At 40.9% G+C, this 22,083-nt stretch carries 26 protein-coding genes; 23 read left to right on the top strand and 3 right to left on the bottom strand.

The features are described from left to right. The first annotated feature begins 3 nt into the window (after positions 1-3). From QZ055_RS02255 to QZ055_RS02240, 4 genes are all read left to right on the top strand, one after another. A complete protein-coding gene (locus tag QZ055_RS02255; protein WP_008603263.1) occupies positions 4-720 on the top strand; it encodes an amino acid ABC transporter permease in 717 nt (238 codons plus the stop codon). After that, complete coding sequence (locus QZ055_RS02250; RefSeq protein ID WP_105081244.1) at positions 717-1,490, top strand: amino acid ABC transporter ATP-binding protein; 774 nt, start codon at positions 717-719, stop codon at positions 1,488-1,490. The genes QZ055_RS02255 and QZ055_RS02250 overlap by 4 nt, the downstream gene beginning before the upstream one ends. Before the next feature lie 12 nt (positions 1,491-1,502). Then, positions 1,503-1,985, top strand: coding sequence for a GNAT family N-acetyltransferase (locus QZ055_RS02245; RefSeq protein ID WP_295824370.1), 483 nt, complete (start codon positions 1,503-1,505; stop codon positions 1,983-1,985). 202 nt (positions 1,986-2,187) lie between these two features. Further along, positions 2,188-2,586: a hypothetical protein gene (locus QZ055_RS02240; protein ID WP_295824368.1), complete on the top strand. Its 399-nt coding sequence runs from the start codon at positions 2,188-2,190 to the stop codon at positions 2,584-2,586. Positions 2,587-2,641: 55 nt separating this feature from the next. Here the strand turns inward: QZ055_RS02240 and QZ055_RS02235 are convergent, their stop codons facing one another. The 3 genes from QZ055_RS02235 to QZ055_RS02225 all read right to left on the bottom strand — a co-directional run bounded on the left by QZ055_RS02235 (position 2,642) and on the right by QZ055_RS02225 (position 4,491). Then, positions 2,642-2,911: a substrate-binding domain-containing protein gene (locus QZ055_RS02235; RefSeq protein WP_295213037.1), complete on the bottom strand. Its 270-nt coding sequence runs from the start codon at positions 2,909-2,911 to the stop codon at positions 2,642-2,644. 322 nt (positions 2,912-3,233) lie between these two features. Further along, positions 3,234-3,890, bottom strand: coding sequence for an NAD(P)H-binding protein (locus QZ055_RS02230; RefSeq protein WP_105089584.1), 657 nt, complete (start codon positions 3,888-3,890; stop codon positions 3,234-3,236). Positions 3,891-3,969: 79 nt separating this feature from the next. Beyond that, complete coding sequence (locus QZ055_RS02225; RefSeq protein WP_295824366.1) at positions 3,970-4,491, bottom strand: cysteine hydrolase family protein; 522 nt, start codon at positions 4,489-4,491, stop codon at positions 3,970-3,972. A gap of 289 nt (positions 4,492-4,780) precedes the next feature. Here QZ055_RS02225 and QZ055_RS02220 point away from each other — a divergent pair, with 289 nt between their 5' ends. The 19 genes from QZ055_RS02220 to QZ055_RS02130 all read left to right on the top strand — a co-directional run bounded on the left by QZ055_RS02220 (position 4,781) and on the right by QZ055_RS02130 (position 21,932). After that, on the top strand, positions 4,781-5,026 hold the full coding sequence (locus QZ055_RS02220) for a type II toxin-antitoxin system prevent-host-death family antitoxin (RefSeq protein WP_039969495.1): 246 nt from the start codon (positions 4,781-4,783) through the stop codon (positions 5,024-5,026). Positions 5,027-5,028: 2 nt separating this feature from the next. Then, complete coding sequence (locus QZ055_RS02215; protein WP_129823534.1) at positions 5,029-5,349, top strand: type II toxin-antitoxin system RelE/ParE family toxin; 321 nt, start codon at positions 5,029-5,031, stop codon at positions 5,347-5,349. 141 nt (positions 5,350-5,490) lie between these two features. Beyond that, positions 5,491-7,086: a tryptophan transporter gene (locus QZ055_RS02210; protein WP_295824362.1), complete on the top strand. Its 1,596-nt coding sequence runs from the start codon at positions 5,491-5,493 to the stop codon at positions 7,084-7,086. Next, on the top strand, positions 7,079-7,891 hold the full coding sequence (locus QZ055_RS02205) for an energy-coupling factor ABC transporter ATP-binding protein (protein ID WP_295824360.1): 813 nt from the start codon (positions 7,079-7,081) through the stop codon (positions 7,889-7,891). The genes QZ055_RS02210 and QZ055_RS02205 overlap by 8 nt, the downstream gene beginning before the upstream one ends. 9 nt (positions 7,892-7,900) lie before the next feature. After that, complete coding sequence (locus QZ055_RS02200) at positions 7,901-8,569, top strand: energy-coupling factor transporter transmembrane component T (protein WP_295824358.1); 669 nt, start codon at positions 7,901-7,903, stop codon at positions 8,567-8,569. Between the two features lie 310 nt (positions 8,570-8,879). Further along, complete coding sequence (locus QZ055_RS02195) at positions 8,880-9,380, top strand: GNAT family N-acetyltransferase (RefSeq protein ID WP_295824355.1); 501 nt, start codon at positions 8,880-8,882, stop codon at positions 9,378-9,380. Between the two features lie 114 nt (positions 9,381-9,494). Then, positions 9,495-10,358 (top strand): histidinol-phosphatase HisJ, encoded by an 864-nt coding sequence (hisJ, locus tag QZ055_RS02190; protein ID WP_295824353.1) that lies wholly within the window; start codon positions 9,495-9,497, stop codon positions 10,356-10,358. Positions 10,359-10,425: 67 nt separating this feature from the next. Beyond that, a complete protein-coding gene (locus QZ055_RS02185) occupies positions 10,426-10,827 on the top strand; it encodes a hypothetical protein (RefSeq protein ID WP_295792520.1) in 402 nt (133 codons plus the stop codon). A gap of 282 nt (positions 10,828-11,109) precedes the next feature. Then, positions 11,110-12,711 (top strand): ATP phosphoribosyltransferase, encoded by a 1,602-nt coding sequence (gene hisG, locus QZ055_RS02180; RefSeq protein WP_295824351.1) that lies wholly within the window; start codon positions 11,110-11,112, stop codon positions 12,709-12,711. Positions 12,712-12,760: 49 nt separating this feature from the next. After that, entirely contained in the window at positions 12,761-14,038 is a 1,278-nt protein-coding gene (hisD, locus tag QZ055_RS02175) for a histidinol dehydrogenase (protein ID WP_005387489.1), read from the top strand. Positions 14,039-14,059: 21 nt separating this feature from the next. Then, positions 14,060-14,650: an imidazoleglycerol-phosphate dehydratase HisB gene (gene hisB, locus QZ055_RS02170; RefSeq protein WP_295824350.1), complete on the top strand. Its 591-nt coding sequence runs from the start codon at positions 14,060-14,062 to the stop codon at positions 14,648-14,650. A gap of 26 nt (positions 14,651-14,676) precedes the next feature. Further along, entirely contained in the window at positions 14,677-15,396 is a 720-nt protein-coding gene (hisA, locus tag QZ055_RS02165; RefSeq protein WP_295824348.1) for a 1-(5-phosphoribosyl)-5-[(5-phosphoribosylamino)methylideneamino]imidazole-4-carboxamide isomerase, read from the top strand. 95 nt (positions 15,397-15,491) lie between these two features. Further along, positions 15,492-16,250, top strand: a complete 759-nt coding sequence (hisF, locus tag QZ055_RS02160; RefSeq protein WP_295824345.1) for an imidazole glycerol phosphate synthase subunit HisF — start codon at positions 15,492-15,494, stop codon at positions 16,248-16,250. Positions 16,251-16,363: 113 nt separating this feature from the next. After that, complete coding sequence (gene hisI, locus QZ055_RS02155) at positions 16,364-16,681, top strand: phosphoribosyl-AMP cyclohydrolase (protein ID WP_295824343.1); 318 nt, start codon at positions 16,364-16,366, stop codon at positions 16,679-16,681. 2 nt (positions 16,682-16,683) lie between these two features. Beyond that, on the top strand, positions 16,684-17,010 hold the full coding sequence (gene hisE / locus QZ055_RS02150; protein ID WP_005387497.1) for a phosphoribosyl-ATP diphosphatase: 327 nt from the start codon (positions 16,684-16,686) through the stop codon (positions 17,008-17,010). 155 nt (positions 17,011-17,165) lie between these two features. Continuing rightward, positions 17,166-18,242 (top strand): histidinol-phosphate transaminase, encoded by a 1,077-nt coding sequence (hisC, locus tag QZ055_RS02145; RefSeq protein ID WP_295824341.1) that lies wholly within the window; start codon positions 17,166-17,168, stop codon positions 18,240-18,242. A 200-nt stretch (positions 18,243-18,442) separates the two neighbouring features. Then, the gene (gene hisH / locus QZ055_RS02140) at positions 18,443-19,069 is read left to right on the top strand and encodes an imidazole glycerol phosphate synthase subunit HisH (RefSeq protein WP_287537152.1); all 627 of its coding nucleotides are present in this window, start codon (positions 18,443-18,445) and stop codon (positions 19,067-19,069) included. Positions 19,070-19,081: 12 nt separating this feature from the next. After that, positions 19,082-19,852 (top strand): imidazole glycerol phosphate synthase subunit HisF, encoded by a 771-nt coding sequence (locus tag QZ055_RS02135; RefSeq protein WP_295824339.1) that lies wholly within the window; start codon positions 19,082-19,084, stop codon positions 19,850-19,852. A 247-nt stretch (positions 19,853-20,099) separates the two neighbouring features. Continuing rightward, positions 20,100-21,932: a carbon starvation protein A gene (locus QZ055_RS02130; protein WP_295824337.1), complete on the top strand. Its 1,833-nt coding sequence runs from the start codon at positions 20,100-20,102 to the stop codon at positions 21,930-21,932. Positions 21,933-22,083: the final 151 nt, after the last annotated feature.

Here is a 22,083-nt window from a genome sequence, read left to right as displayed (position 1 = left end):
CTTATGGGACATATAATTGATTCAACCTATATTTATGGCACCTTCTTTGCTGTCATTCCTTATGTGAAAGTAACCCTCATGATTACCTTCCTCAGTGTTGGTTTGGGTACAATCCTAGGGTTATTGAGTTGCGTGCTACAACAAAATAAAGTACCTGTGCTCAGTCAGCTCAGTTATTTGTACGTATTGTTGTGTCGTAGTATTCCGAATATGGTTCTTTTATACCTTGTGTACTATGGCTTGCCAATTCTATTCCTCGCCTTAGAGGATCAAACAGGGGTGCATGTGCCTTTTGAAAAGGTGCCAGCTACCTTCGTAGCCGTTGTAGGCTTAACCTTGCATACAGGGGCTTATTTGAGTGAAATCTTCCGAGCTGCCTTGCAATCGGTACCGAAAGGTCAAATGGAAGCGGCTCAAGCCATCGGTATGACTTGGTTCCAAGCGTTCCGTCGCATCGTATTGCCGCAAGCGACAGTCTTTGCGTTGCCACTATTTACAAACCAATTCCTTAACACCATGAAGAGTACCAGTATCGTATTCGTTATCACTGTTATTGAACTGTTCGGCGCAGCAAAGTTATATACAGAGGAAAATTCGCAGTATTTTGAGGCCTACATCGTGGTGGCCGGTCTATTCTGGGTGATGGGGATTGTCTTTGAATTTATCTTCCATCGTTTAGAAGTCTATGCAAGCAAGTATAAACGAGGTAATGCATTATGATAGATATTAAACAAGTTCACAAATCCTTCGGGAACCGTGAAATTTTAAAGGGCATCGACCTACATGTGCCAACAGGGTCTGTAACAGTTATCCTTGGCCCATCTGGCAGTGGTAAGACGACGTTCCTTAGAACATTGAACTTCCTTGAAAAGGCCGATGCTGGGACGATGCAGTTAAACGATATTTCTGTAGACCTACATAAAGCGTCTAATAAGGAAATCTTAAATGTACGTCGCAATACATCCATGGTGTTCCAGTCTTATAACTTATTCTCTAATAAGACGGTTATTGAAAACATCATGGAAGGCCTTGTAACGGTTAAGAAGATGAAAAAATCTGAAGCCCGTGACATTGCGCAACGTTTCCTCAAGGAAGTAGGCATGGAAGGCTATGATGATTACTATCCAGTACAACTTTCGGGGGGGCAACAACAACGTATTGGCATCGCTCGGGCCCTTGCGATGGACCCAGAGGTTATCCTCTTTGACGAACCTACATCAGCTCTTGACCCAGAGCTCGTAGGGGAAGTATTAGCTGTTATCCGTAAGATTGCGAAAGAGCTAGAGGTTACGATGATTATCGTTACTCACGAAATTGGCTTTGCTAAAGAAGTGGCTGACCAAGTTGTATTCATGGAAGGCGGCGTCATCGTAGAACAAGGTGATCCTAAGGTTGTTCTTGAACATCCCAAAGAAGAACGAACACGTAAATTCTTGAGCCGTTACCTTACACTCGATAGTGAATTGCCTCTTGATAGCGCAGCGCTTTAAACGAGGTACATAATGAAAGAATTTAGACAATTAACTGTAGATGATGCGGCTGAGTATCACGAGGTGTTGATTGCAGGCTATGCAGAGAATAAGAACTATCCTATATCCTTTGATGCCATCAACTTTAGCCAAGAAGAGTCTCGGGCATGGATCTTAAAATATCCTGTGTATGGCCTCTACGTAGATGGCTCCTTGGTATGCTCTATTTCATTCCGCATGCCTTGGATACCAAAGGCTACACCAGATGTATACCCGCATATTGCGCACTTTGTAACGGCCCCTGAACATAAAGGAAAGGGCTATGCTCGTGAAGTCCTCGCCGAAGCAGAAGACCTACTCCGCAATGTATATAAAACACCAGCTGTAACACTTGGTACCGCTGCAGAACACCCATGGCTTGCTAAAATGTATGAAGGCTTTGGCTTTAAAGAATACAAACGAGTACAACTACCAGGAAAGGTACATACAACTATATTCTTTAAGAAAATATTGTAATAAAATTCCCGAATTGTTTGGATTACAAATTTAGATAACTTAACTTGTTTTCTAAATCAGAAATATTTTTAGGGATGTACAATACAAATAGCGACTAGTTAAGATAATCAACTAGTCGCTATTTTATTTCTAGTTACTACTTTGTTAATGCATGTAATGTTATAATAAATGAAAATGTTACTATTTATGGAGTGTGAATAGGATGTATGAAATCGTAAATGAACCAAATTTAACAATTGCTTTTGATATGGATGTAGAGCTATCTGAATTTGGTGTATTTGGCGTATATATTAAACGAGGCTATAATATCTGTTCTGGCTATATTGATCCTAGTGATTGGTCCGGAATTCGTAAAGGCTATCAAGAATTAGTTGATTTGTATGAGAACTGTAAAGGCAAAGCAACCTTTACCTATGTATTAACTGGGGAAGGGGATATTCTTACATTCTCGTTAGATCAAAAGGGTGCTTTGGCGATAGATATTACTATTTGTACTACTTACAATTACAAATGTAATATGACTATTGAAAGTTTAGATCAAACGTATTTGCCAAAATTCATTGGATTTTTCAAAGAATTTTTGGAACGAGAACCAAAATAAAAAGAGTCGCATCATTAGGATGCGACTCTTTTTTGTACCCAATTTCTATTTACAATTATTTTGTAACAACTTTAAGATCTACAGGGATTTTAGCTTCTACAGCTTCGCCTTTGATAACTTTTTGAGCAGTATCGATAGCGATTTTACCCATTTGGTCTGGTTGTTGAGCAATTGTTGCAGCCAATGTGCCGTCTTTAACAGCTTTGTCTGCATCAGCAGTACCGTCAAAGCCTACGATGAAGATTGTTTCGCCTGCCGCCGGACGTTTATCCGCGAGCACTACAATATCCATGTTGCAACTACCAATAACAACAATGCGATTCATAATAACTCCTTAATCAGCCTCAGCCCTAAGTGGGACTAAAAATGGATATCGTTAATTTTTATACACAGCTTTTGAGATATTTTATACAGCAAAATGTATATATAAATAGTATCGATAACCGCATAGGCGTTTACTTTCACATATCTATTAGTATAACTTAATCATTTATTAGTATAGCCTAAATACGAAAGTTTATCTATATAAATAACTATAAAATATGGGTATAAGAAAAGGTATACCCAACATCTATGTTACATGAGTAAAAATGTACTGATTAGATTTTGGATATACCTTATTATTTAAGAATTAATATAGTTATATATTAGTGAAAGCTTGGTTTGTCGTAGTGCGTGCCTGGTTCGCCAATACCGATGCTTGCACGGTGGAATGGGGTTTCATCATCTACATGTAAGATGTCGAAGATGGCTTTTACTACAGCTTCCCGTGTAACTTGGGCATCGTTAAATTGAACGCCTTCAGGAATGAGCTCATAATTTGTATTTTCTGGATCATTGTAGAGCCATGTGAGGCGCAAGATTGTGTAGTTTAAATTGGATTCGCGCAACACATTGCGTGCTTGACGTTCGCCTTGAACATAGCTAATAGGCAAGCTGTCGAAGGTCCATTTTTCAAGTGCTGCAGGGAATTCACCAGAAAGACCAGCCATAGAAAGGCCGATGACACGGCGTATATTTTTACGGCTCAATGCTTTCACAATAGCCGCCATATCGCTGCCAGATTCCATAGCACCTACAAATACAATCTCTGCATTTGTTACCGCTTCCTCTAATTTAGCAGGGTTTTGGAAGGATCCCTCGATGACTGTAACGCGTTCATGCTCTAAAATTTCTGGATGTAAACGAGTACTCAATTGGCGACCATATAATGTAAGGTGCATATCTGTATATGTTAATAATGTAGCAGTCAACTTTTGTGCAATTTGGCCAGCGGCCCCTAAAATTGTAATATATTTGTACATATAGACCTCCTATGTCCTAGGCATAAGTATTTGTATGCATTATATCACAACTATATGACGAGAAAGTGAGAATAGAAATTTAATTAATAGCTAGAATTTCTTTTGTTGTTCTTAGTTGCGCAAATCGATTTCTCCAAATTTTTTCCTTGTAAAAGGATAAGATTTGATTGGCAGATAGATGGATGTTGTCAAAGGTTGAGATCGCATCTTCGACGATGGTGATTTTATAACCATATTCAAAGCCTACTTTTACAGACGTATCAATGCAAAATTCCACCTGCATTCCTACGAATGTCAAATCGGTAATACTTTTGCTATCCAAATATTCCTTTAATGCACTATCTTTGAAGATGCTATTGTAATATTTATTGAAAATCTTTTCGTTTTCTTGCGGTTTTAATTCGTGATAGACTTGCCAATTATCGCTACCTGTTGCTAATAAGCCTTCATCTTCAGAATGTTTAATAAAAATGACTTCTATATTTTGATTTCTGAAATATTGAATGATTGCTTTTGTATTCGCGATAAGATTTTTCGCATCATAAGGACTTTTGTTAACTAAGCCTTCTTGAATATCGATTACGATTAATGCCTGTGCCATGATGGAGTTCCTTTATTAAAGATATATTGTATATATTATTGGAAAGTAATTAGAATTTATTATATTAGTTATTAAATTATTGTCAATTTCTTCGTATATAAGTATCCATGCGCATTATATCACAAGTATATAACAGGGAAAAGAAGACAGAAGTATCATATATGTTGATAGTAAATTTAAGAAATGCTGTAAAATTTGATGTTGAACTTACATGATAATTTAACTACAATAATGATAAGATATTAGAAAAATGAGTTTTATATCACTAAAAGATTTTGGAGGTGATAGTATGCCGAATATAAAACCTATTTCAGATTTACGTAATTATTCTGAAGTTTTACGTGATGTTACTATAGATAGTCCCGTATTCTTAACTAAAAATGGTAGAGGTAGATATGCAATTATGGATATTCAAGATTATGAACGTGTAATGGCTACTATAAAACTTATGGGGGCTTTAGAGACCGGTCGTAAATCTGGTGAAGAACAAGGCTGGATTTCATCAGAGCAACTAAAGAGTGAATTGGGGATTTAATTATGAATAATCAAATTAGCTATGCACCAAAAGCACGAGAAGATTTGCTAGAAATAAAATCTTTTATAGAAGAAGAAACCGGTGATATTGAGTTAGCTAAGAAAACCGTTTCGGATATAGTGACTACGAATGACTCGTTGAGTATATTTCCAGAAATGGGGCAGCGATTATTGATTAATCTAGAAAGCAAAATTGAATACAGATATTTACTTTGTCATAATTATTTAAGTTTTTATCGTTATTTAGACCGGACTATCTATATTGATAGAATATTAAACAGTAGACGTGATTATCTTAGAATACTATTAGATGAAGTACATTAGTTATTAAAAGCACTATCGTTAATAGATGGTGCTTTTTATCATATGATAAACATACTATCTATAATAGTATCTTGCCTTTCACAAATCTCTGAAGAATGTTACAATAGACACTATATATTCATTTTTAGAAAAGAGGCTATTATGGAACGGATTCAAGATCTTGTGTACACGCATGTGCAGGGTGGCCAGTTTAGATGGGTTACTGTCAGCACATTGATGCTCGCATTGGGCACGATATTGCATTTGGTGAGCCCTAGTGTGGCTGGGGTAACGCCAAACTGGACAATTGCTACGTACTGCGTAGCTATTTTATTGACTCGTCCTAGTTTAAGTCAAACGTTGGGGATTGGCCTTGTAGCGGCCCTCATCAATGTTTTGACATCTAAGTCAGCATTCCCTTACGGCAACTTGTTGTCTGAACCAGGTGGTGCTTTGACGGCAGCTCTCGTGACGCGCGCTATGTTGTCCGTGAAGTTCCGCAAAATCGGTGGTTTTGATTTGACGCCAATCCTATCTGGCTTCTTAGCGACTGTTGTATCTGGCGGTATCTTTGTTACCATTTTGTGGAAAGTATTGGGCCTACCAGACAATGTATATATGTATGGTATGTGGCCGATGGTTCTTATCGTAGGCGCTTTGAACGGTGCTATTACGCCAATCTTGTACATTCCTGCGCAACGTCTATTCTCCAAACGCGGAATGTTGCCAAGTACAGATCAATTGACATCTGACCATAGTCATATGACGATCTTGCCTGAGCGCCAAGCTAAGATTTCCATTGAACACGTAAATTATTACCATCCAAAGGCGACTACACCATCTCTTGAAAACATCAATCTCGACGTACATGATGGGGACTTCCTCGTTGTGACTGGTCCTGCTGGTTGTGGTAAAAGTACTCTTTGCATGGCTATGGTAGGGGCTGTACCTAAATTCTACGGCGGCCGCCTTGAAGGCATGGTGTTCGTAGATGGTAAAGCGACTACGCAAATGGAAATTCCAGAGTTAGCGAACCATATCGGTGTGGTTCTCGCCGATTACGATACACAACTCGTAACGATGACAGTTCGTGAAGAAGTGGCCTTTGCCATGGAAAATCGCGGTTATGACCGTGAAACCATTAAAGCACGTTCTGAAGAGGTGTTTGCACAAGTTGGTCTTATCGGCTTAGAAGATCGAAAAATTACTAGTCTATCCGGTGGTCAACGCCAACGTTTGGCGATTGCTTCCGTATTGGCTACGAACCCAACTGTTCTTGTTCTTGATGAACCAACGAGCTCCCTCGACCCAGATGGGACTGCCGAATTATATCGCCTCGTAGGTGATTTGAACAAGAAACACGGTATTACCGTTGTTGTTATCGACCATGACTTACACGCTGTATTGCCGTATGCAAACCGCATGGCTCTCATGGTGGATGGCTCTATTGCTTGTGATGACGATGTACCAACTACGCTTCGTTATATGTACGAACACAATATTCACGTTGATGCGTTGCCATCCGTGTTCACCACGTATATGGAACTTGAACAAGCGGGCTTCCACAGTGATGAGCCTTGGCTTAGTATCGAGTCTGCTATCAAGGGCTTGCACCAAATTGAAATGGCTCATGCCATCCAAACTGAGGTGCATGGTGAAAGCAAGTCTCCAGCTAATCAAACAAATACAGTAGAACATAAACAACCAATTCAACGCGTTGATGATGTACAAGGAAAGGACGGTGGCGCTTATGCTTAAGGTTGAAAATATCCGCTTTGGCTATGTGCCATCCGTAGACATCTTCCGAGATGTGACTTTCACCATCGAAGGCGGCGAATATATCGCTATCGGCGGTCGCAATGGTTGTGGTAAAACGACCATCACTCGTTTGCTCGTTGGTCTTGAAAAGGCGAGCGAAGGCCGCATGTACTATAACGGCACGGATATTACGTCTATGCCGCCATCTAAACGTGGTCAATTCATTGGTTATGTATTCCAACAACCAGATCGCCAAATGTTCAGACCAACAGTAGCCACAGAGGTTGCTTTCGGTCCTGAATCACTAGGTCGCAGTAAATCCGAAGTGAAAGAAATCGTTGATGAAGTGTTGGAACGTACCGGTATCGCTCACTTACGTGAAGCCTATCCTCCAACATTGCGCCGCGGTGAAAAACAACGCGTTGCTATTGCTTCTGCACTAGCAATGCAATCTAAAATCCTCATCCTCGACGAACCAACAAGTGGTCAAGATGGTAAGGAAACTAAAGAGTTGTTAGTACTATTGCGTCAACTTAATCAAGAAGGCATTACGATCCTTCTCATTACACATGATATGGAAATCATGGCTAGCGAATGTAGCCGTGCACTCATCATGGGTAACCAAACGGTTGCCTTTGATGGCAGTCCAGAAGAATTATTCAAGAAATCTACGGATGAATTGCAAGACCTAGGCCTTACAAAACCGCCAAGTGTGGAACTTTCACTAGCGGTGCCATCCCTAGGCTATTGCAAATCCATGGATGAATTGAAATCTAAGTTAGTGGCTCAGTTGGGCAGAAAATAGGAGGGACATATGGAACGTTTAGTACCGTTAACAAAAATCTTGATGACCCTCGCTGTATCCGTGTGGGCCATTCTATTACGCGACTGGGTATCTCTATTGGCCTTAGTCGTTGTAGAACTTGTCGTGTTATTTGTTGCAGGTTTATTGATCAAACAACGTAAGGCCGTTGTGGCGTTGACTAGCTTTGCCATATTTCTTGGCGTTGTTCAATTCCTCGGCAGTGGCGATGTAACATCCGCTATCGTATCTGGCTTGCGTATGCTCGCCATGACACTTGTATTCATCTGCTTGTTGGCAACTACAAAATTGCAAGACCTTACAGCGGCACTCGTAACACAATGCAAAATTCCTTACGAATATGCATTTATGTTCACTGCAGCACTACGTTTTGTGCCTGACTTCATCGCTGAAAGCCATGCTGTACAAGAGGCTCAAGCGTGCCGTGGTTTATCCTTAGAAGGCAACTTCATTAAACGCATGAAATCTTACGCATCCGTGATCCAACCATTGCTTTTAAAATCCTTGGGCCGCTCCGAAACAATGGCGCTATCCCTAGAACTACGCGGCTTCGGTGGACCTACACATAGCTTTGCAGCATCTGTAGGATTGAAAACTATGGACTACGCTGTAATTGGTGCATTGATTGCTATTACAGTACTACTATTCGTAATTGTGTAATAGATAAACTAGACAGATTCATAGAGTTAATTGTGTTATAATTAATTTGAAGAGTATGGGGTATCTTAATTGGTACACCTGAAAAGACACCTGGAAATGGCCAAATTTCTAGGTGTCTTTTGTTTATCTTTTGGAAATTTATTTATGATATCCTACTGATAGGTAGTAAGCGTACAAAATATTGCCTACAATATAACAAAAAGGGCGAGTTGAAACTCGTCCTTTTTTCTTGCGTATTTAGGTTCTTTTTATATATTATGTTATATAGAAATAATTTCAGTTTTGATAACAACTGTTTTGAGGGCTTCTTATGAGTGAATTAGTAATACGACCAATTACAAAGGATGATATCGCAGCTTGTTTAGATATTTACAATTACGAGGTTGTAAACGGTGTAGCTACTCTTGATCTTGAGCCACGAACACTAACAGAGTGGCAGGAGTGGTATGAGGCGCATCAAACAGCGGAGCACTGCATTTTTGTAGGGATTATGGACGATGTTGTGGTAGGCTATGCATCGCTTTCACCATATAGAACGAAGGATGCTTTCAAAAGTACCGTCGAATTATCTATCTACATTCATCAAGAGTATCGCGGCAAAGGCGTGGCGTCTAAATTGATGGCCCATATATTAGAACATGCGAAAGAAACGGAAACATTACATACAGTGGTGTCTGTCATTACGGCGGGAAATGCAGCAAGTACAGCGCTACATGAACGGTTTGGATTTACCTATTGTGGTTTAACACCGCAAGTTGGTTTCAAACATGGTAAATATCAGGATACCGAAACATACGCATTATTGGTATAATAAAACGTAGATAGTAATACATAGATAATAATACGATATATAAATACGATATATTAATAATGTACAGATGATAGATAAGGGTTCGCTACGGGTTAGGGCGAATAGGGTGATTGAATGAACATGAAAGATGAACGGCAGTTCGTTGGATACAGCAAGTATCGCAGCCGTCTTGTAGATGGTCATGTGCATACAGAATTGTGTCCACATGGTAGTGGGGACCGAACTGCATTGATGATTGAAAAGGCCATTGAGTTGCGCATTGAAAAGGTATGCCTTACAGAGCATGCGCCGTTGCCAAAGGCTTTTGCAGCTGAATACGGTGGTGACCAAAAGGCCTATGATACAGCGTCTTTGAAATTAAACCAAGTTGATAGCTATCTAGAATTAGGTCGTCAATTACAACGTGCCTATGGTACACATATCGATATCTCCCTCGGCTTTGAGGTGGATTATATTCCAGGCTTTGAGGCAGATATTCAGGAGTTCCTAGACCGTTATGGTCCATTAACGGATGATAATATTTTATCCGTTCACTTTATGGAAGGCGTTAATAATGCCTTTTACTGCTTAGACTATAGCCCTGAAGAATTTGAAAAGGGCTTTGGTCCGTGGATTGAAAAGCAATATGAGTTGTATTACAAATATTACTCCACAGTGCGCCAAGCCGTACGTGCTGACCTTGGTGAATATACGCCTAAACGCATCGGTCACTTTGATTTGATTAAAAAATACCAACATCACTTTGGTTTTGAACATCACTTAGATCGTCGCAATGCGCAGGTGGTAAGTGATATTTTACATATCATGCGCGTACAAGGTCGTGAGTTAGACTATAACATGAGTGGCTTCTTCAAACCAGACTGCCGTGAAATGTATCCAAGCCGCTTTATCCAAGGCATGGCTGCTGTTATTGGCGTGCCATTTGTATTGGGCTCTGATGCACATAGCATAGCAGATATAGAACGTATCTGGGGATAGATTGATGAGAAAATTGTTGTTTGGGATTATTATTCTGATTACTCTAATAGCAGCTTTTATAGCTTATATGTTTTATCATGAACCATCATCAGGTGAGCTAGTTGGGCGCAGTGTAGTTTTAGAGTTTGGGCCTAAGAATGAAATTCATATTAGCAAATTGGGTAGCCAATTTATTGTATCTGATACTAGTTTCTCTAACTCTAAATTTCCTTATTTCTTTGATGCCTTTGTAGAGAAAGATAAGGCTGGCAGCTCGTATCTATACTTATTATGTAAGGATAATATGATTGTCTTTGATAATAATATGAATTGTGTTCTATTTCTCTCCAAACAAAACCAAGAGTCTAATGCTTTATTGGATCATGTTCGGAAGTATTATCATTTTAGTGATACTAAAACGAAGTATAAAATTGAAGACTTAGATGAAGCTGATAAGTCTATATATCTATCGTTACAAAGTCAAAACTAATCCTTAAATATATGTATGTAACTATGATCTATAAAAGAATATAAACTATAGGCGTATTAGCTTTATATTAATAACGTGAAATCTTAACGGTTCTATTGACAATTCTATAGAACCGTTATATTATAATTTCATGCTTTAATTAGATAAAGCGATAAAATAGGAAAGTATCGATATAGGTAAATTTTTTCTCATAGGTAAATGAAAGCCATTTAACTCGTTTGAAACTGATTATATGATGCTTTCACAAACATGAGAAATGAAATGATAGAAAGGATGTTTAGGATGGTACAGCAGCAATTACCTACGGGGTTCCGTGATGATATAGGGGCCGTAGCGGAGCGCAAGGATGATGTGAGCCAATATGTGCTCGGTCTATGTCGTAGCCGCCAATACACAAAGATCTCTACACCTCTTGTGGAGTACAAGGATGTATTTAATGGCTATGCAATGGGGCGCGGTCAGCATATGTACGAGTTCATGGATAGTTCTGATGAGTCCGTCGTAATTCGTCCTGATTTGACTATGCCAATCGGTCGTTTCTTGGCGACTACCAATATTGAATTGCCTCGCACGTTCTATTACTTGGGCGATGTGTTCATGAAAAATAAAAAGCACCGTGGCGATGTGAACCAAGTTACGCAAGGCGGCATCGAGATGGTAGGCTATGAAGGCATTGAAGCCGAGCAAGAGTGCTTCGCCATCATTAAAGAGGTAAATGAAACTCAGCTCGGTAATAATTTGCTATTAGAAATTGGGGATGCTCGTTTTTCTCGCGCCATTACCGATGCACTTGGCCTTAGTGATGAAGAAAAAACTGAGCTTTTAGAGGCTTTATTTACTAAATACTTGCCACGCTATAACGAGTTGATTTCTGACTTTAAAAATAGTGCGTTATATCCATTCTTAACTGTATGGCCTCGCTTGTTTGGTACGGTGCAAGATATTAAGGATGAGCTTAATCAAATCATCTTGCCTGCAGCAGCACAACGTATTTTAGATAATCTCGTAGATATGGCGAACCAAGTGGCTCAAACAGGTCAGCAGGCTCGCATTGACGTGTCTACAGAGCCACTTCAATCCTATTACACAGGCCTTACCTTTAGAGGCTATGTGGATGGCGTGTCCCAATACATCGTCAGTGGCGGTCGTTATGACGGCTTACTATCTAGCTTTGATGGTACGCCAATGCCTGCGGTTGGGATGGCTTTCAACATCGACGTGTTGACCGATGTAACCTTGAATGGTGAAAGCAACAATCAAGATAATGGTAAATTGCGTATCGCTCTTACAAAGGGCCGCGTAGAGAAAGATTTCATTCCTCTCTTGAAGTCCTGTGGCGTAGATTGTGAGCCGTTACGGAACAAGGCGCGTAAGCTCATCATTCCGTTGGGTGATGCTATAGAGGTTATCCTCGCTAAAGGTCCTGATGTAACGACATATTTGAAAAACGGTGTAGTTGACCTTGGTATTGTTGGTAGTGACGTATTAGATGAACAAGACGATACAAGCTATGAAATGCTAGATTTACAAACTGGTAAATGCCAATTTATCTTGGCCTCTTTGGCAGGCTATGATCCTAAAGAAGGTCGCCGCCAACGTATCGGTACAAAGTATCCAACCATTACAAAACAGTACTTTGGTGCCCAAGATGTGGAAATCATCAAAATCGAAGGCTCCGTAGAATTGGCTCCGTTAGTAGGGCTCGCTGACGCCATCGTAGATATTACAGAAACAGGCACAACCTTACGGGAAAATAACTTAGAAATCTTCGACTGGTTACAAAAGATTTCTACTCGTTTAGTAGCTAATCCATTAGCGCTAAAACAAAAGAGAAATACTATTTTTAAACTTATAGACCAGCTTTCAGAAGCCATTAATAAATAAGAGATAGAACTAATAGTGCGAAGAGCATAGATAGGAAGAAGGATAAAACATGAAAATTTATAAGGAATCATTAGATACGATGCTTAGTATCGTTCGAAATTATACTCAACAAACTACAGACATGGAAATTGAGCGTCGCGTGTACGATATCATCGACGATGTTCGCACCAATGGTGATGCGGCTTTAAAGGCATACTCTGAAAAATTTGATGGTGTATCCATCGAAGATTTCAAGGTGCCTCAAGAGGAAATCGATGCTGCTTATGAGTCCTTATCTGATGATTTGAAGGCTGCCTTGTTAAAGGCAAAGGCTAATATTACTGAGTTCCACAGTCGTGAAATTGAACAAGGTTTTGTGGATATGGATACACCGGGCATCATCCGCGGTCAAAAGGTTATTCCATTGGCTTGCGTTGGCCTTTATGTTCCTGGTGGTACAGCAGCGTATCCTTCTACTATTATCATGACTGCGTTGCCAGCTAAAATTGCAGGCGTTAAAGAAATTGTTATGGTCACACCTCCTCAAAAGGATGGCATTAATCCTGCTGTGTTGGGCGCCGCAAAACTTGCTGGCGTTGATGCGGTATACCAAGTTGGCGGTGCTCAAGGTGTAGCAGCTCTAGCATATGGTACGGAAAGCATTCCAAAGGTTGATAAAATCGTAGGCCCTGGCAATATTTACGTTGCTACAGCAAAACGCCAAGTGTTCGGCCAAGTTGACATCGACATGATTGCAGGCCCTAGTGAAATCGGCGTTATCGCTGACGATAGTGCTAATCCAGTTCACCTTGCTGCAGACCTTTTGTCTCAAGCGGAACATGATCCTCGGGCGCGCGCTATTATGGTTACCACAAGTGAAAGCCTAGCAAATGCCGTATCCGATGAGGTAGAACGCCAATTAAAATTGTTGCCTCGTGAAAGCATCGCGCGTCCAGCTATTGAAAATAACAGTTATATTGCTGTTATGGATAGTGTTGAAGACATGTTTACGGTAATGAACGAAGTAGCACCTGAGCATTTGGAAATCCAATTGCCAGATCCAATGGGCTACATGAGCCTCGTTCAAAATGCGGGCTCCGTATTCCTTGGTGCCTATGCATCTGAGCCATTGGGAGACTACGTAGGCGGTACAAATCACGTATTGCCTACCAGTGGTACAGCACGCTTCTCATCTCCACTTGGTGTGTATGATTTCGTAAAACGTACATCCTTTACACAATTTACAAAAGAACGGTTAGAAGAAGTGGCAACACACATCACTACATTAGCTCGTACAGAAGGCCTTGAAGCACATGCTCGCGCCATCGAAGTACGTTTTGAAAAATAGATTTGGAGTATAGAGGTCGTTATGATACGCACAGGTATGGTGCAACGCACCACGCAAGAAACAGATATTACAGTAGAACTTACCCTTGATGGGGCGCAAACGAGCTCCATCTCCACAGGGATTGGATTTTTTGACCACATGTTGACGCTGCTGGCAAAACACGGCCGCTTTGGCCTCGTGGTTGAGGCAAAGGGCGATACATACGTAGATGCTCACCACACCGTTGAGGACATCGGACTGGCGTTAGGTCAGGCTTTGGTGAAAGCCCTTGGCGATAAGGCTGGCATCGAGCGTTACGGCGATGCCTGGGTTCCTATGGACGAAGCACTAACACAAGTTGTAATCGACTTGAGCGGCCGTCCGTACCTTGTATTCCAAGGTGAATGGAGCACTCCAGTTCTTGGGGGCAACTTTGAAACAGAGCTAGTGGAGGATTTCTTTCAAGCTCTTGCTATGAGCGCTGCTATGAATTTACATGTTCGCAATCTATATGGTCGCAACACGCACCACATTATTGAAAGCATGTTTAAGGCTACAGGTCGCGCATTGCGCAAGGCCGTTACGATTAACCCAGATATTCAAGGGGTAAACTCCACAAAGGGTGTTATTTAATACAGTCATTTAATAAAGGAGAACCTATGATTTTTCCAGCTATAGATTTACAAGATGGTCGCAGCGTTCGCCTCTATAAAGGTGACTTCGCGCAGGAAACTGTTATCAATCCAGATCCAGTGGACCAAGCAAAACAATATGAAGATGCCAAGGTAGGCGCACTCCACCTCGTCGATTTAGACGGTGCTAAGGCAGGTAAGCCTGTTAATGTGGACATTGTAAAAGCAGTGCGTCAGGCTTTCACAGGCATCCTTGAAATCGGTGGAGGCATTCGAGATAAAGCAGCTGTTGACCTCTATTTAGGTTTAGGTGTAGACCGCGTTATCTTAGGTTCCGTAGCACTCAAAAATCCAGAGCTTACCAAACGAGTGATTGCTGAATATGGTGCAGAGCGCATTGTAATCGGCGTAGACGGTAAAAATGGTAAGGTCGCTGCTGAAGGTTGGCTCGATCAATCCGATGTGCCTATGACCGATTTGATTGGCGCTATGGTTGAAGGCGGCGCAAAGTACTTCATCGTTACCGATGTGGACAGAGATGGCACTATGCAAGGTGCTAACGAGGACTTGCTTGGCAATTTGCAAAAAGAATTCCCTACAGCGCGTATCGTTGCGTCTGGTGGCGTTCGTAATTTAGAAGACATTAAATCCCTTGAAGCTAAAGGCGTTATGGATAGCATCGTTGGTAAGGCTTTGTATGAAGGAACTATTACATTAGAGGAAATTGCCGGGTACAATCAACGGTAATTATATTGCTGATGCTATTCCTGTAGTATTTACAACATGTGTTGTTTAGCATGACCGATGAAATAGATTGATAACATTTAGTGGGGAGTAGAATTATGTTAGCGAAACGGATTATTCCATGCCTTGATGTGGATGATGGGCGCGTTAAAAAAGGGGTTAACTTTGTTAACCTCGTAGATGTAGGGAGTCCCGTAGATATTGCGGCTTCCTATGAACAGCAACAGGCTGACGAATTAGTATTCTTAGATATTACGGCTACTGTCGATGCACGGACTACTATGCGCGACGTGGTGCAAGAGATTTCTTCCCAGGTATTTATGCCGCTCACCGTTGGTGGTGGTATTAAGAGCGTTGATAATATGACGGCTTTGTTGAAAGCTGGCGCCGACAAGGTATCTTTGAATTCGGCAGCTCTTGCAAATCCTGAACTCATCACAGAAGGAGCTCAAAAGTTTGGTAACCAATGTATGGTAGTGGCTATCGATGTAAAAACAGACGAAGAGACTGGCGAATGGTACGCTTATACGCATGGTGGTCGTAAGCGCACCGAATGGAAAGCCCTCGATTGGGCTAAGGAAGCTGTCTCTCGTGGAGCAGGGGAATTGCTTGTAACGAGCATGGATAAGGACGGCACTAAATCTGGCTTTGATATCGAACTATATAAGGCCATTGAAGCCGTTGTAGATGTACCTATTATCGCATCTGGTGGTGCCGGCAAGGTTCAAGATTTTATAGACCTCTTTGAACAAACCGGCGTTACCGGTGCACTAGCGGCATCTATCTTCCACTTTGGAGAAATTAAAATCCCTGATCTTAAAAATGAATTACGAGCTCGAGGAATTACTGTACGATAAAAGTAATTTACATAATTAGAGTATGGTAAACGGATTAAATGCCTCCAATATGGTAATGGTACTAATTAAAACATTGAATTTTGAAAAGATTACTTGTATTAAAGGATTACTATATGAAACCGGATTTTGAAAAGGGAAATGGCTTATTGCCAACGGTTGTACAAGACGTAGACACAAAAGACGTGCTCATGGTGGCGTGGATGAACGAAGAAAGCTTTCACAAAACACTAGAGACAAAGGAAACGTGGTTTTGGTCTCGTTCTCGCCAAGAGCTATGGCACAAGGGTGGTACCAGTGGCAATGTGCAGCACGTGGTGAGCATGGCCCTCGATTGCGATGGAGATACCTTGCTCATTTTAGTTAAGCCAGAAGGTCCTGCGTGTCACACGGGGCGCACAAGCTGTTTCTTTAATGATGTAGATTGGAGTTAGTCATGGCACAACAAACATTGAACGAATTATACGAAATTATTAAGAACCGCAAAGCGCAACCTAAGGAAGGTTCTTATACGAATTACTTATTTGATAAAGGTCTCGATAAAATCTTGAAAAAGGTAGGCGAAGAGGCTACAGAGGTTGTCATCGCTGCAAAGAACGAAGATCCTCAAGAGTTGATTTACGAAACAGCAGATGTGTTGTATCACTTGCTCGTATTATTGGCGGAAAAAAATATCCCTTACGAAGCCATTGAGGCAGAACTTGCGAGCCGTGAAGGGGTAGTGAGCAAGACTACAGATCGTCCAGAGATTACGAATTTATAATGAACACCGTATGGTGAGCTTACATAAGTTCATATGAGTTTTAATAAATGTATTTGCATTGAAATACGTACATATGAGTTTAGATGAGTATATAAACACAAAATGAGTTTGAACGCGTGTATATACGTTAAGAAAATAGTTAGAAAGGATAGCCTATGAAAGAGATAATTCGCACATTGAAACCCTATATACCAGAGGAGCCTGCTGCAGCGGTAAAGGAACGTCTTGGGGTGGACCGATTAGTGCGCTTGTCAGCCAACGAAAATCCATACGGTACATCTCCATTGGTGCGCGAGGCTATCCTTAGCTATGTCACATATAATGATGCTAACTATTATCCTGATGGTAATGCTACCGACTTGCGTATGAAATTGGCTGCGTATTGGAAGGTACAACCAGAGCAACTCGTTATCGGTGTAGGCCTTGATGAGGTTATTGCCATGGTCAATAAAACATTGATCAGCGCTGGTGACTCCATCGTGGTAAGCGTGCCAGCTTTCTCCGAGTATGCTTTAAATGGTCTCGTTGAGGGAGCTGAAATTCGTGAGGTCCAAGCTGATTTTGAAACAGGTCACTATGATTTTGCTGCATTGTTGAAAGCTGTAGATGACACAACACGTCTCGTATGGATTTGTAATCCTAATAACCCGACAGGTACCTATGAAACTGTTGAAGATATCCGTAACTTTATTGCAAAAGTACCAAAAGACACACTAGTTATCATCGATGAGGCTTATATTGATTTTGTTACGTCCGTAGATGTTCCTACAGCACGTGCATTGCTAGATGAGTTCCCAAATGTAGCTATTATGCGTACCTTCTCCAAGGCATATGGTCTTGCTAATTACCGTGTAGGCTATATGATGACGCCTTTAGAGCTTGCGAACTATATGCAAACTATCCGCTTGCCATATAATCTCAATACTTTATCCCAAGTAGCAGCAGAAGCAGCCTTTGATGATCAAGCATTCTTAACAAGAACGATATCTCAAAATGCAGAAGAGCGGGCTAAATGGGAAAGCTTGTTTGATGAATTAGGTATTCACTACTACAAGAGTGAAGCGAACTTTATTTTCTTTGCTGTATCTGATGCAGAAGGCTTGGCTGATGCATGGTTAAAAGAAGGCTATCAAGTGCGCCGCGGACAACGGGAAGGTTGGTTGAGACTTACCATTCCAATGGCTCAAGATGGAGCTGTTATGCGCGGTATATTAAAACAATTCATGAATTAATCAATATGGGATATATCATATATACTAATAATTTGCGCCTTATGATATCAACTTTCATTCTATAGAATGGAGTTTAGCTTTTACCCAATTGAATGGCAGGAGTTTGTATCCTGTTTAGAGAATATATATAACGAAAACAACGTGAATGACGAGCCCTAGTAATGACTGGGGCTCATTAAGGCTGTTGAAAGGAGTATATTATGATTGCCATTATAGATTATGATGCGGGCAATACATTTAATGTTCAGAAAGCGTTGGCCTACATCGGACTTGATGCGGTGCTAACAGCAGATCCTGAGGTTATACTAAATGCTGATGGCGTTCTCTTGCCAGGTGTAGGCGCCTATGCGTCGGCAGTAGCAGTCCTTAAGGAACGTGGTCTCGTCGATGTCATTCATGAAGTGGTAAAACGAGAAATACCATTATTAGGTATTTGCTTGGGTATGCAGCTATTATTTGAAGAGTCCGAAGAATATGGCCCAACACCAGGCTTAGGACTTATTCCAGGCAAGGTAAAAGAAATTCCTCGTGACCTTGGCCTCAGTGTGCCCCACATGGGTTGGAACAAAAATACAGTGCACCATCCAGATAGTGCTTTCAGCAATGTAGACAATCAATATACCTATTTCGTTCATTCCTATTATGTAGATACAGACCCTGAATTTATTACATCCACTGCAAACTATGGTATCGATGTACCTGGCGTTGTAGAGCGCGGTAGAGTGTATGGAATGCAATTTCATCCTGAAAAAAGTGGTGTAGTAGGTTTAAATCTATTGCGTGCATTTGGCAATATTACGGAAGCCTATGCAGCGGCGAAACAATAGGAGGGTCATTCTATGTTAGCGAAACGTATTATTCCTTGCCTCAGTGTGGCCAATGGTCGTGTCCAGAATGGTGTGCAATTCCGAGATATGGTTGATGCCGGCAATCCTGTTGAATGTGCGGAACGTTATGAGATACAAGGGGCGGACGAACTTGTATTATTAGATATAACGGCTACAACAGAAGGCCGTAAAACCTTTACTGATATAGTACTCAATGCATCGGATAAGGTATTCATGCCATTAACTGTAGGTGGTGGCATTACTTCTGTGGAGGATATGATGCAGCTTATGAAAGCTGGTGCCGATAAGGTTTCTATCAATACGGCGGCATTATCTAATCCATCCCTTATTACAGAAGGGGCAAAGAAGTTTGGCAATCAAGGTATCGTTGTGTGCTTAGATGTAAAATATAATCCTTTTGAAAAAATGTGGTATGCCTATGGACATGGCACATCTGATGATCCGGGGGCACAATGCAAAAATGCTTTAGAATGGGCGAAAGAAGCGATAGACCGTGGTGCAGGTGAGTTATTGGTAACGAGTATCGATAGACATGGCACAGGTCTTGGCTTTGATATTGAATTATATCAGGCCTTGGCAGAGGTTGTTGATGTGCCTGTAACGGCCTTTGGTGGTGCTGGAAATATACAGCATTTTGTGGATTTATTTACAAAGACAAATGTAACTGGAGCTCTTGCTGACGCGTTGCTACATAACAAAGTTTTAACTATAAAAGATATTAAAAAAGCACTTCATGAAGTAGGCATCGTCGTAAGACAATAGATAATTACTATCAAAATAAAACGATAAAAGCATTCTCTTATTAACGGAGAATGCTTTTTAATTATGCTTTTAACTCATAATGTACATTCAAAATGAGAAATCGATAATTGACACTTTTATGTTTAGATATACAATAATTATTGTAAGTACTAAAAGTTTAGAGAGCCAATGTGGCATGGATGAGCAAAAGATTTATCAGATATTTTTATATAACACCATGTCACACAAGACAATTGGAGGTGTTTATATGGTTATGAATGGTATTTACTTAGTTATAGCCTCCGCGTGTATTCTAATTTTAGCGTACCGCTTTTACGGGGCTTTCATAGCGGCGAAAGTATTAACATTGGATGAATATCGTCCAACGCCAGCTATGGTTCACAACGACGGTCACGATTACGTGCCAACTAACAAATGGGTAACATTTGGTCATCACTTTGCAGCGATTGCTGGTGCAGGTCCTCTTGTAGGTCCTGTTATCGCAGCCCAGTTCGGGTATTTGCCTGGCGCATTATGGATCCTTATCGGTTCCGTATTAGCTGGCGCTGTACATGACATGGTTATCTTGTTCGCATCTGTTCGCTATGATGGTAAATCTATTGCGGATATTGCACGGGAAGAAATCAGTAAATTTGCTGGTTTCGGTGCTATGCTTGCTACATTGTTCCTATTGATCATCACCCTTGCTGGTATGGCCGTAGTAGTAGCTAACGCATTGCATAACTCCCCATGGGGTTTCTTCTCCGTATTTGCTACAATTCCAATCGCTATTTTCATTGGTATTTATTTGAAATGGTTGCGTCCTGGTAAAATTCAAGAAGCAACTATTATCGGTGTAGCATTGATCTTCGCAGCTATTATCTACGGTCCAAACGTAGCAGCTAGCGAATATGCTTCTTGGTTCACATATGACTTGCAAACTATTGAAATCATGCTTGCAGTCTATGGTTTCTTTGCAGCAGCATTGCCAGTATGGTTATTGCTTGCTCCTCGTGACTATTTGTCCACATACCTTAAAATCGGTACAATCGGCGCATTGGCTCTTGGTATTATCATCGTAATGCCTGAAATTCAAATGCCAGCTGTTACTCCTTATATCTGGGGTGGCGGTCCTGTATTGAAAGGTTCTGTATTCCCTTACATCTTCATTACTATCGCATGTGGTGCGTTGTCTGGTTTCCATACTGTTATCGCAACAGGTACAACACCTAAAATGCTTACTAATGAAAAAGAAATCTTGCCTATCGGCTATGGTGCAATGTTAACAGAAGGCTTCATCGCTATGATGGCGTTGATCGCAGCTACTGCATTGCATCCAGATGATTACTTCGCAATTAACTCCACTGTTGAATCCTTCAAAGCGTTAGGCCTTCAAGTTCATGAATTGCCAGCATTGTCCGCAATGGTTGGTGAAGACTTGATGCATCGTCCTGGTGGTGCCGTATCCCTTGCAGTAGGTATGGCTCATATCTTCTCCAGATTGCCTAACATGGATCACTTATTGGGTTACTGGTATCACTTCTGTATCATGTTCGAAGCATTGTTCATCATGACTTTGATCGATGCTGGTACTCGCGTAGGTCGTTACTTACTTCAAGAATTATTAGGTCATTTCCATCCTAAATTCAACGACCAACATTGGGCTCCTGGCGTTTATGGTTGTGCAGCTTTAATTTGTGTATTGTGGGGCTACCTAGTTCTACAAGGTAACATCGGTATTATTTGGCCTCTATTCGGCGTATCTAACCAATTATTAGGTACTATGACATTGGCTGTAGGTACTACAGTTATCATGCGACTTGGCCGCAAACGTTATGCATGGGTAACAGGTATTCCTTGTATTCTCATGGCTATCGTGGCTATCGCTGCAGACTTTGAAAACGTATTTAACAGCTACATTCCAGCTGGTAAATGGATCCTAGTAGCATTCAGTGCTGCTATGTTCCTCATGATTCTTATCGTATTAGTAGAAGCAGTTCGCAGCTGGATTCGTTTGTCTGACATTCCTCAAGACTATCGCACTCAAGCTGAAATCGAAGCTGAAAGCCTCGTAAAATACGGTAAAGAAGCAAAAGCATAATAGCTTGTTTTATTAAACATTTAAAAGAGCACTCATAAAGAGTGCTCTTTTTTATATAATTAGTGTATTTCATGGAAATCTATAGGGCTGAAAATAAAATTCTATAGAATTTATTGACATGAATAGAAATCTAATATAGGATGTATGTAGT

Source organism: uncultured Veillonella sp. (assembly GCF_905209685.1).
GTDB lineage: Bacteria > Bacillota > Negativicutes > Veillonellales > Veillonellaceae > Veillonella.
The sequence above is the reverse complement of the archived record's forward strand: the minus strand, read 5'-3'. Positions and strand labels throughout refer to the sequence as shown.

Excerpts from the sequence above, each read along its gene's own strand:
- QZ055_RS02255 (WP_008603263.1), top strand. The coding sequence starts at position 4 with ATGGGACATATAATTGATTCAACCTATATTTATGGCACCTTCTTTGCT.
- QZ055_RS02250 (WP_105081244.1), top strand. The coding sequence starts at position 717 with ATGATAGATATTAAACAAGTTCACAAATCCTTCGGGAACCGTGAAATT.
- QZ055_RS02245 (WP_295824370.1), top strand. The coding sequence starts at position 1,503 with ATGAAAGAATTTAGACAATTAACTGTAGATGATGCGGCTGAGTATCAC.
- QZ055_RS02240 (WP_295824368.1), top strand. The coding sequence starts at position 2,188 with ATGTATGAAATCGTAAATGAACCAAATTTAACAATTGCTTTTGATATG.
- QZ055_RS02235 (WP_295213037.1), bottom strand. The coding sequence starts at position 2,911 with ATGAATCGCATTGTTGTTATTGGTAGTTGCAACATGGATATTGTAGTG.
- QZ055_RS02230 (WP_105089584.1), bottom strand. The coding sequence starts at position 3,890 with ATGTACAAATATATTACAATTTTAGGGGCCGCTGGCCAAATTGCACAA.
- QZ055_RS02225 (WP_295824366.1), bottom strand. The coding sequence starts at position 4,491 with ATGGCACAGGCATTAATCGTAATCGATATTCAAGAAGGCTTAGTTAAC.
- QZ055_RS02220 (WP_039969495.1), top strand. The coding sequence starts at position 4,781 with ATGCCGAATATAAAACCTATTTCAGATTTACGTAATTATTCTGAAGTT.
- QZ055_RS02215 (WP_129823534.1), top strand. The coding sequence starts at position 5,029 with ATGAATAATCAAATTAGCTATGCACCAAAAGCACGAGAAGATTTGCTA.
- QZ055_RS02210 (WP_295824362.1), top strand. The coding sequence starts at position 5,491 with ATGGAACGGATTCAAGATCTTGTGTACACGCATGTGCAGGGTGGCCAG.
- QZ055_RS02205 (WP_295824360.1), top strand. The coding sequence starts at position 7,079 with ATGCTTAAGGTTGAAAATATCCGCTTTGGCTATGTGCCATCCGTAGAC.
- QZ055_RS02200 (WP_295824358.1), top strand. The coding sequence starts at position 7,901 with ATGGAACGTTTAGTACCGTTAACAAAAATCTTGATGACCCTCGCTGTA.
- QZ055_RS02195 (WP_295824355.1), top strand. The coding sequence starts at position 8,880 with ATGAGTGAATTAGTAATACGACCAATTACAAAGGATGATATCGCAGCT.
- hisJ (WP_295824353.1), top strand. The coding sequence starts at position 9,495 with ATGAACATGAAAGATGAACGGCAGTTCGTTGGATACAGCAAGTATCGC.
- QZ055_RS02185 (WP_295792520.1), top strand. The coding sequence starts at position 10,426 with ATGTTTTATCATGAACCATCATCAGGTGAGCTAGTTGGGCGCAGTGTA.
- hisG (WP_295824351.1), top strand. The coding sequence starts at position 11,110 with ATGGTACAGCAGCAATTACCTACGGGGTTCCGTGATGATATAGGGGCC.
- hisD (WP_005387489.1), top strand. The coding sequence starts at position 12,761 with ATGAAAATTTATAAGGAATCATTAGATACGATGCTTAGTATCGTTCGA.
- hisB (WP_295824350.1), top strand. The coding sequence starts at position 14,060 with ATGATACGCACAGGTATGGTGCAACGCACCACGCAAGAAACAGATATT.
- hisA (WP_295824348.1), top strand. The coding sequence starts at position 14,677 with ATGATTTTTCCAGCTATAGATTTACAAGATGGTCGCAGCGTTCGCCTC.
- hisF (WP_295824345.1), top strand. The coding sequence starts at position 15,492 with ATGTTAGCGAAACGGATTATTCCATGCCTTGATGTGGATGATGGGCGC.
- hisI (WP_295824343.1), top strand. The coding sequence starts at position 16,364 with ATGAAACCGGATTTTGAAAAGGGAAATGGCTTATTGCCAACGGTTGTA.
- hisE (WP_005387497.1), top strand. The coding sequence starts at position 16,684 with ATGGCACAACAAACATTGAACGAATTATACGAAATTATTAAGAACCGC.
- hisC (WP_295824341.1), top strand. The coding sequence starts at position 17,166 with ATGAAAGAGATAATTCGCACATTGAAACCCTATATACCAGAGGAGCCT.
- hisH (WP_287537152.1), top strand. The coding sequence starts at position 18,443 with ATGATTGCCATTATAGATTATGATGCGGGCAATACATTTAATGTTCAG.
- QZ055_RS02135 (WP_295824339.1), top strand. The coding sequence starts at position 19,082 with ATGTTAGCGAAACGTATTATTCCTTGCCTCAGTGTGGCCAATGGTCGT.
- QZ055_RS02130 (WP_295824337.1), top strand. The coding sequence starts at position 20,100 with ATGGTTATGAATGGTATTTACTTAGTTATAGCCTCCGCGTGTATTCTA.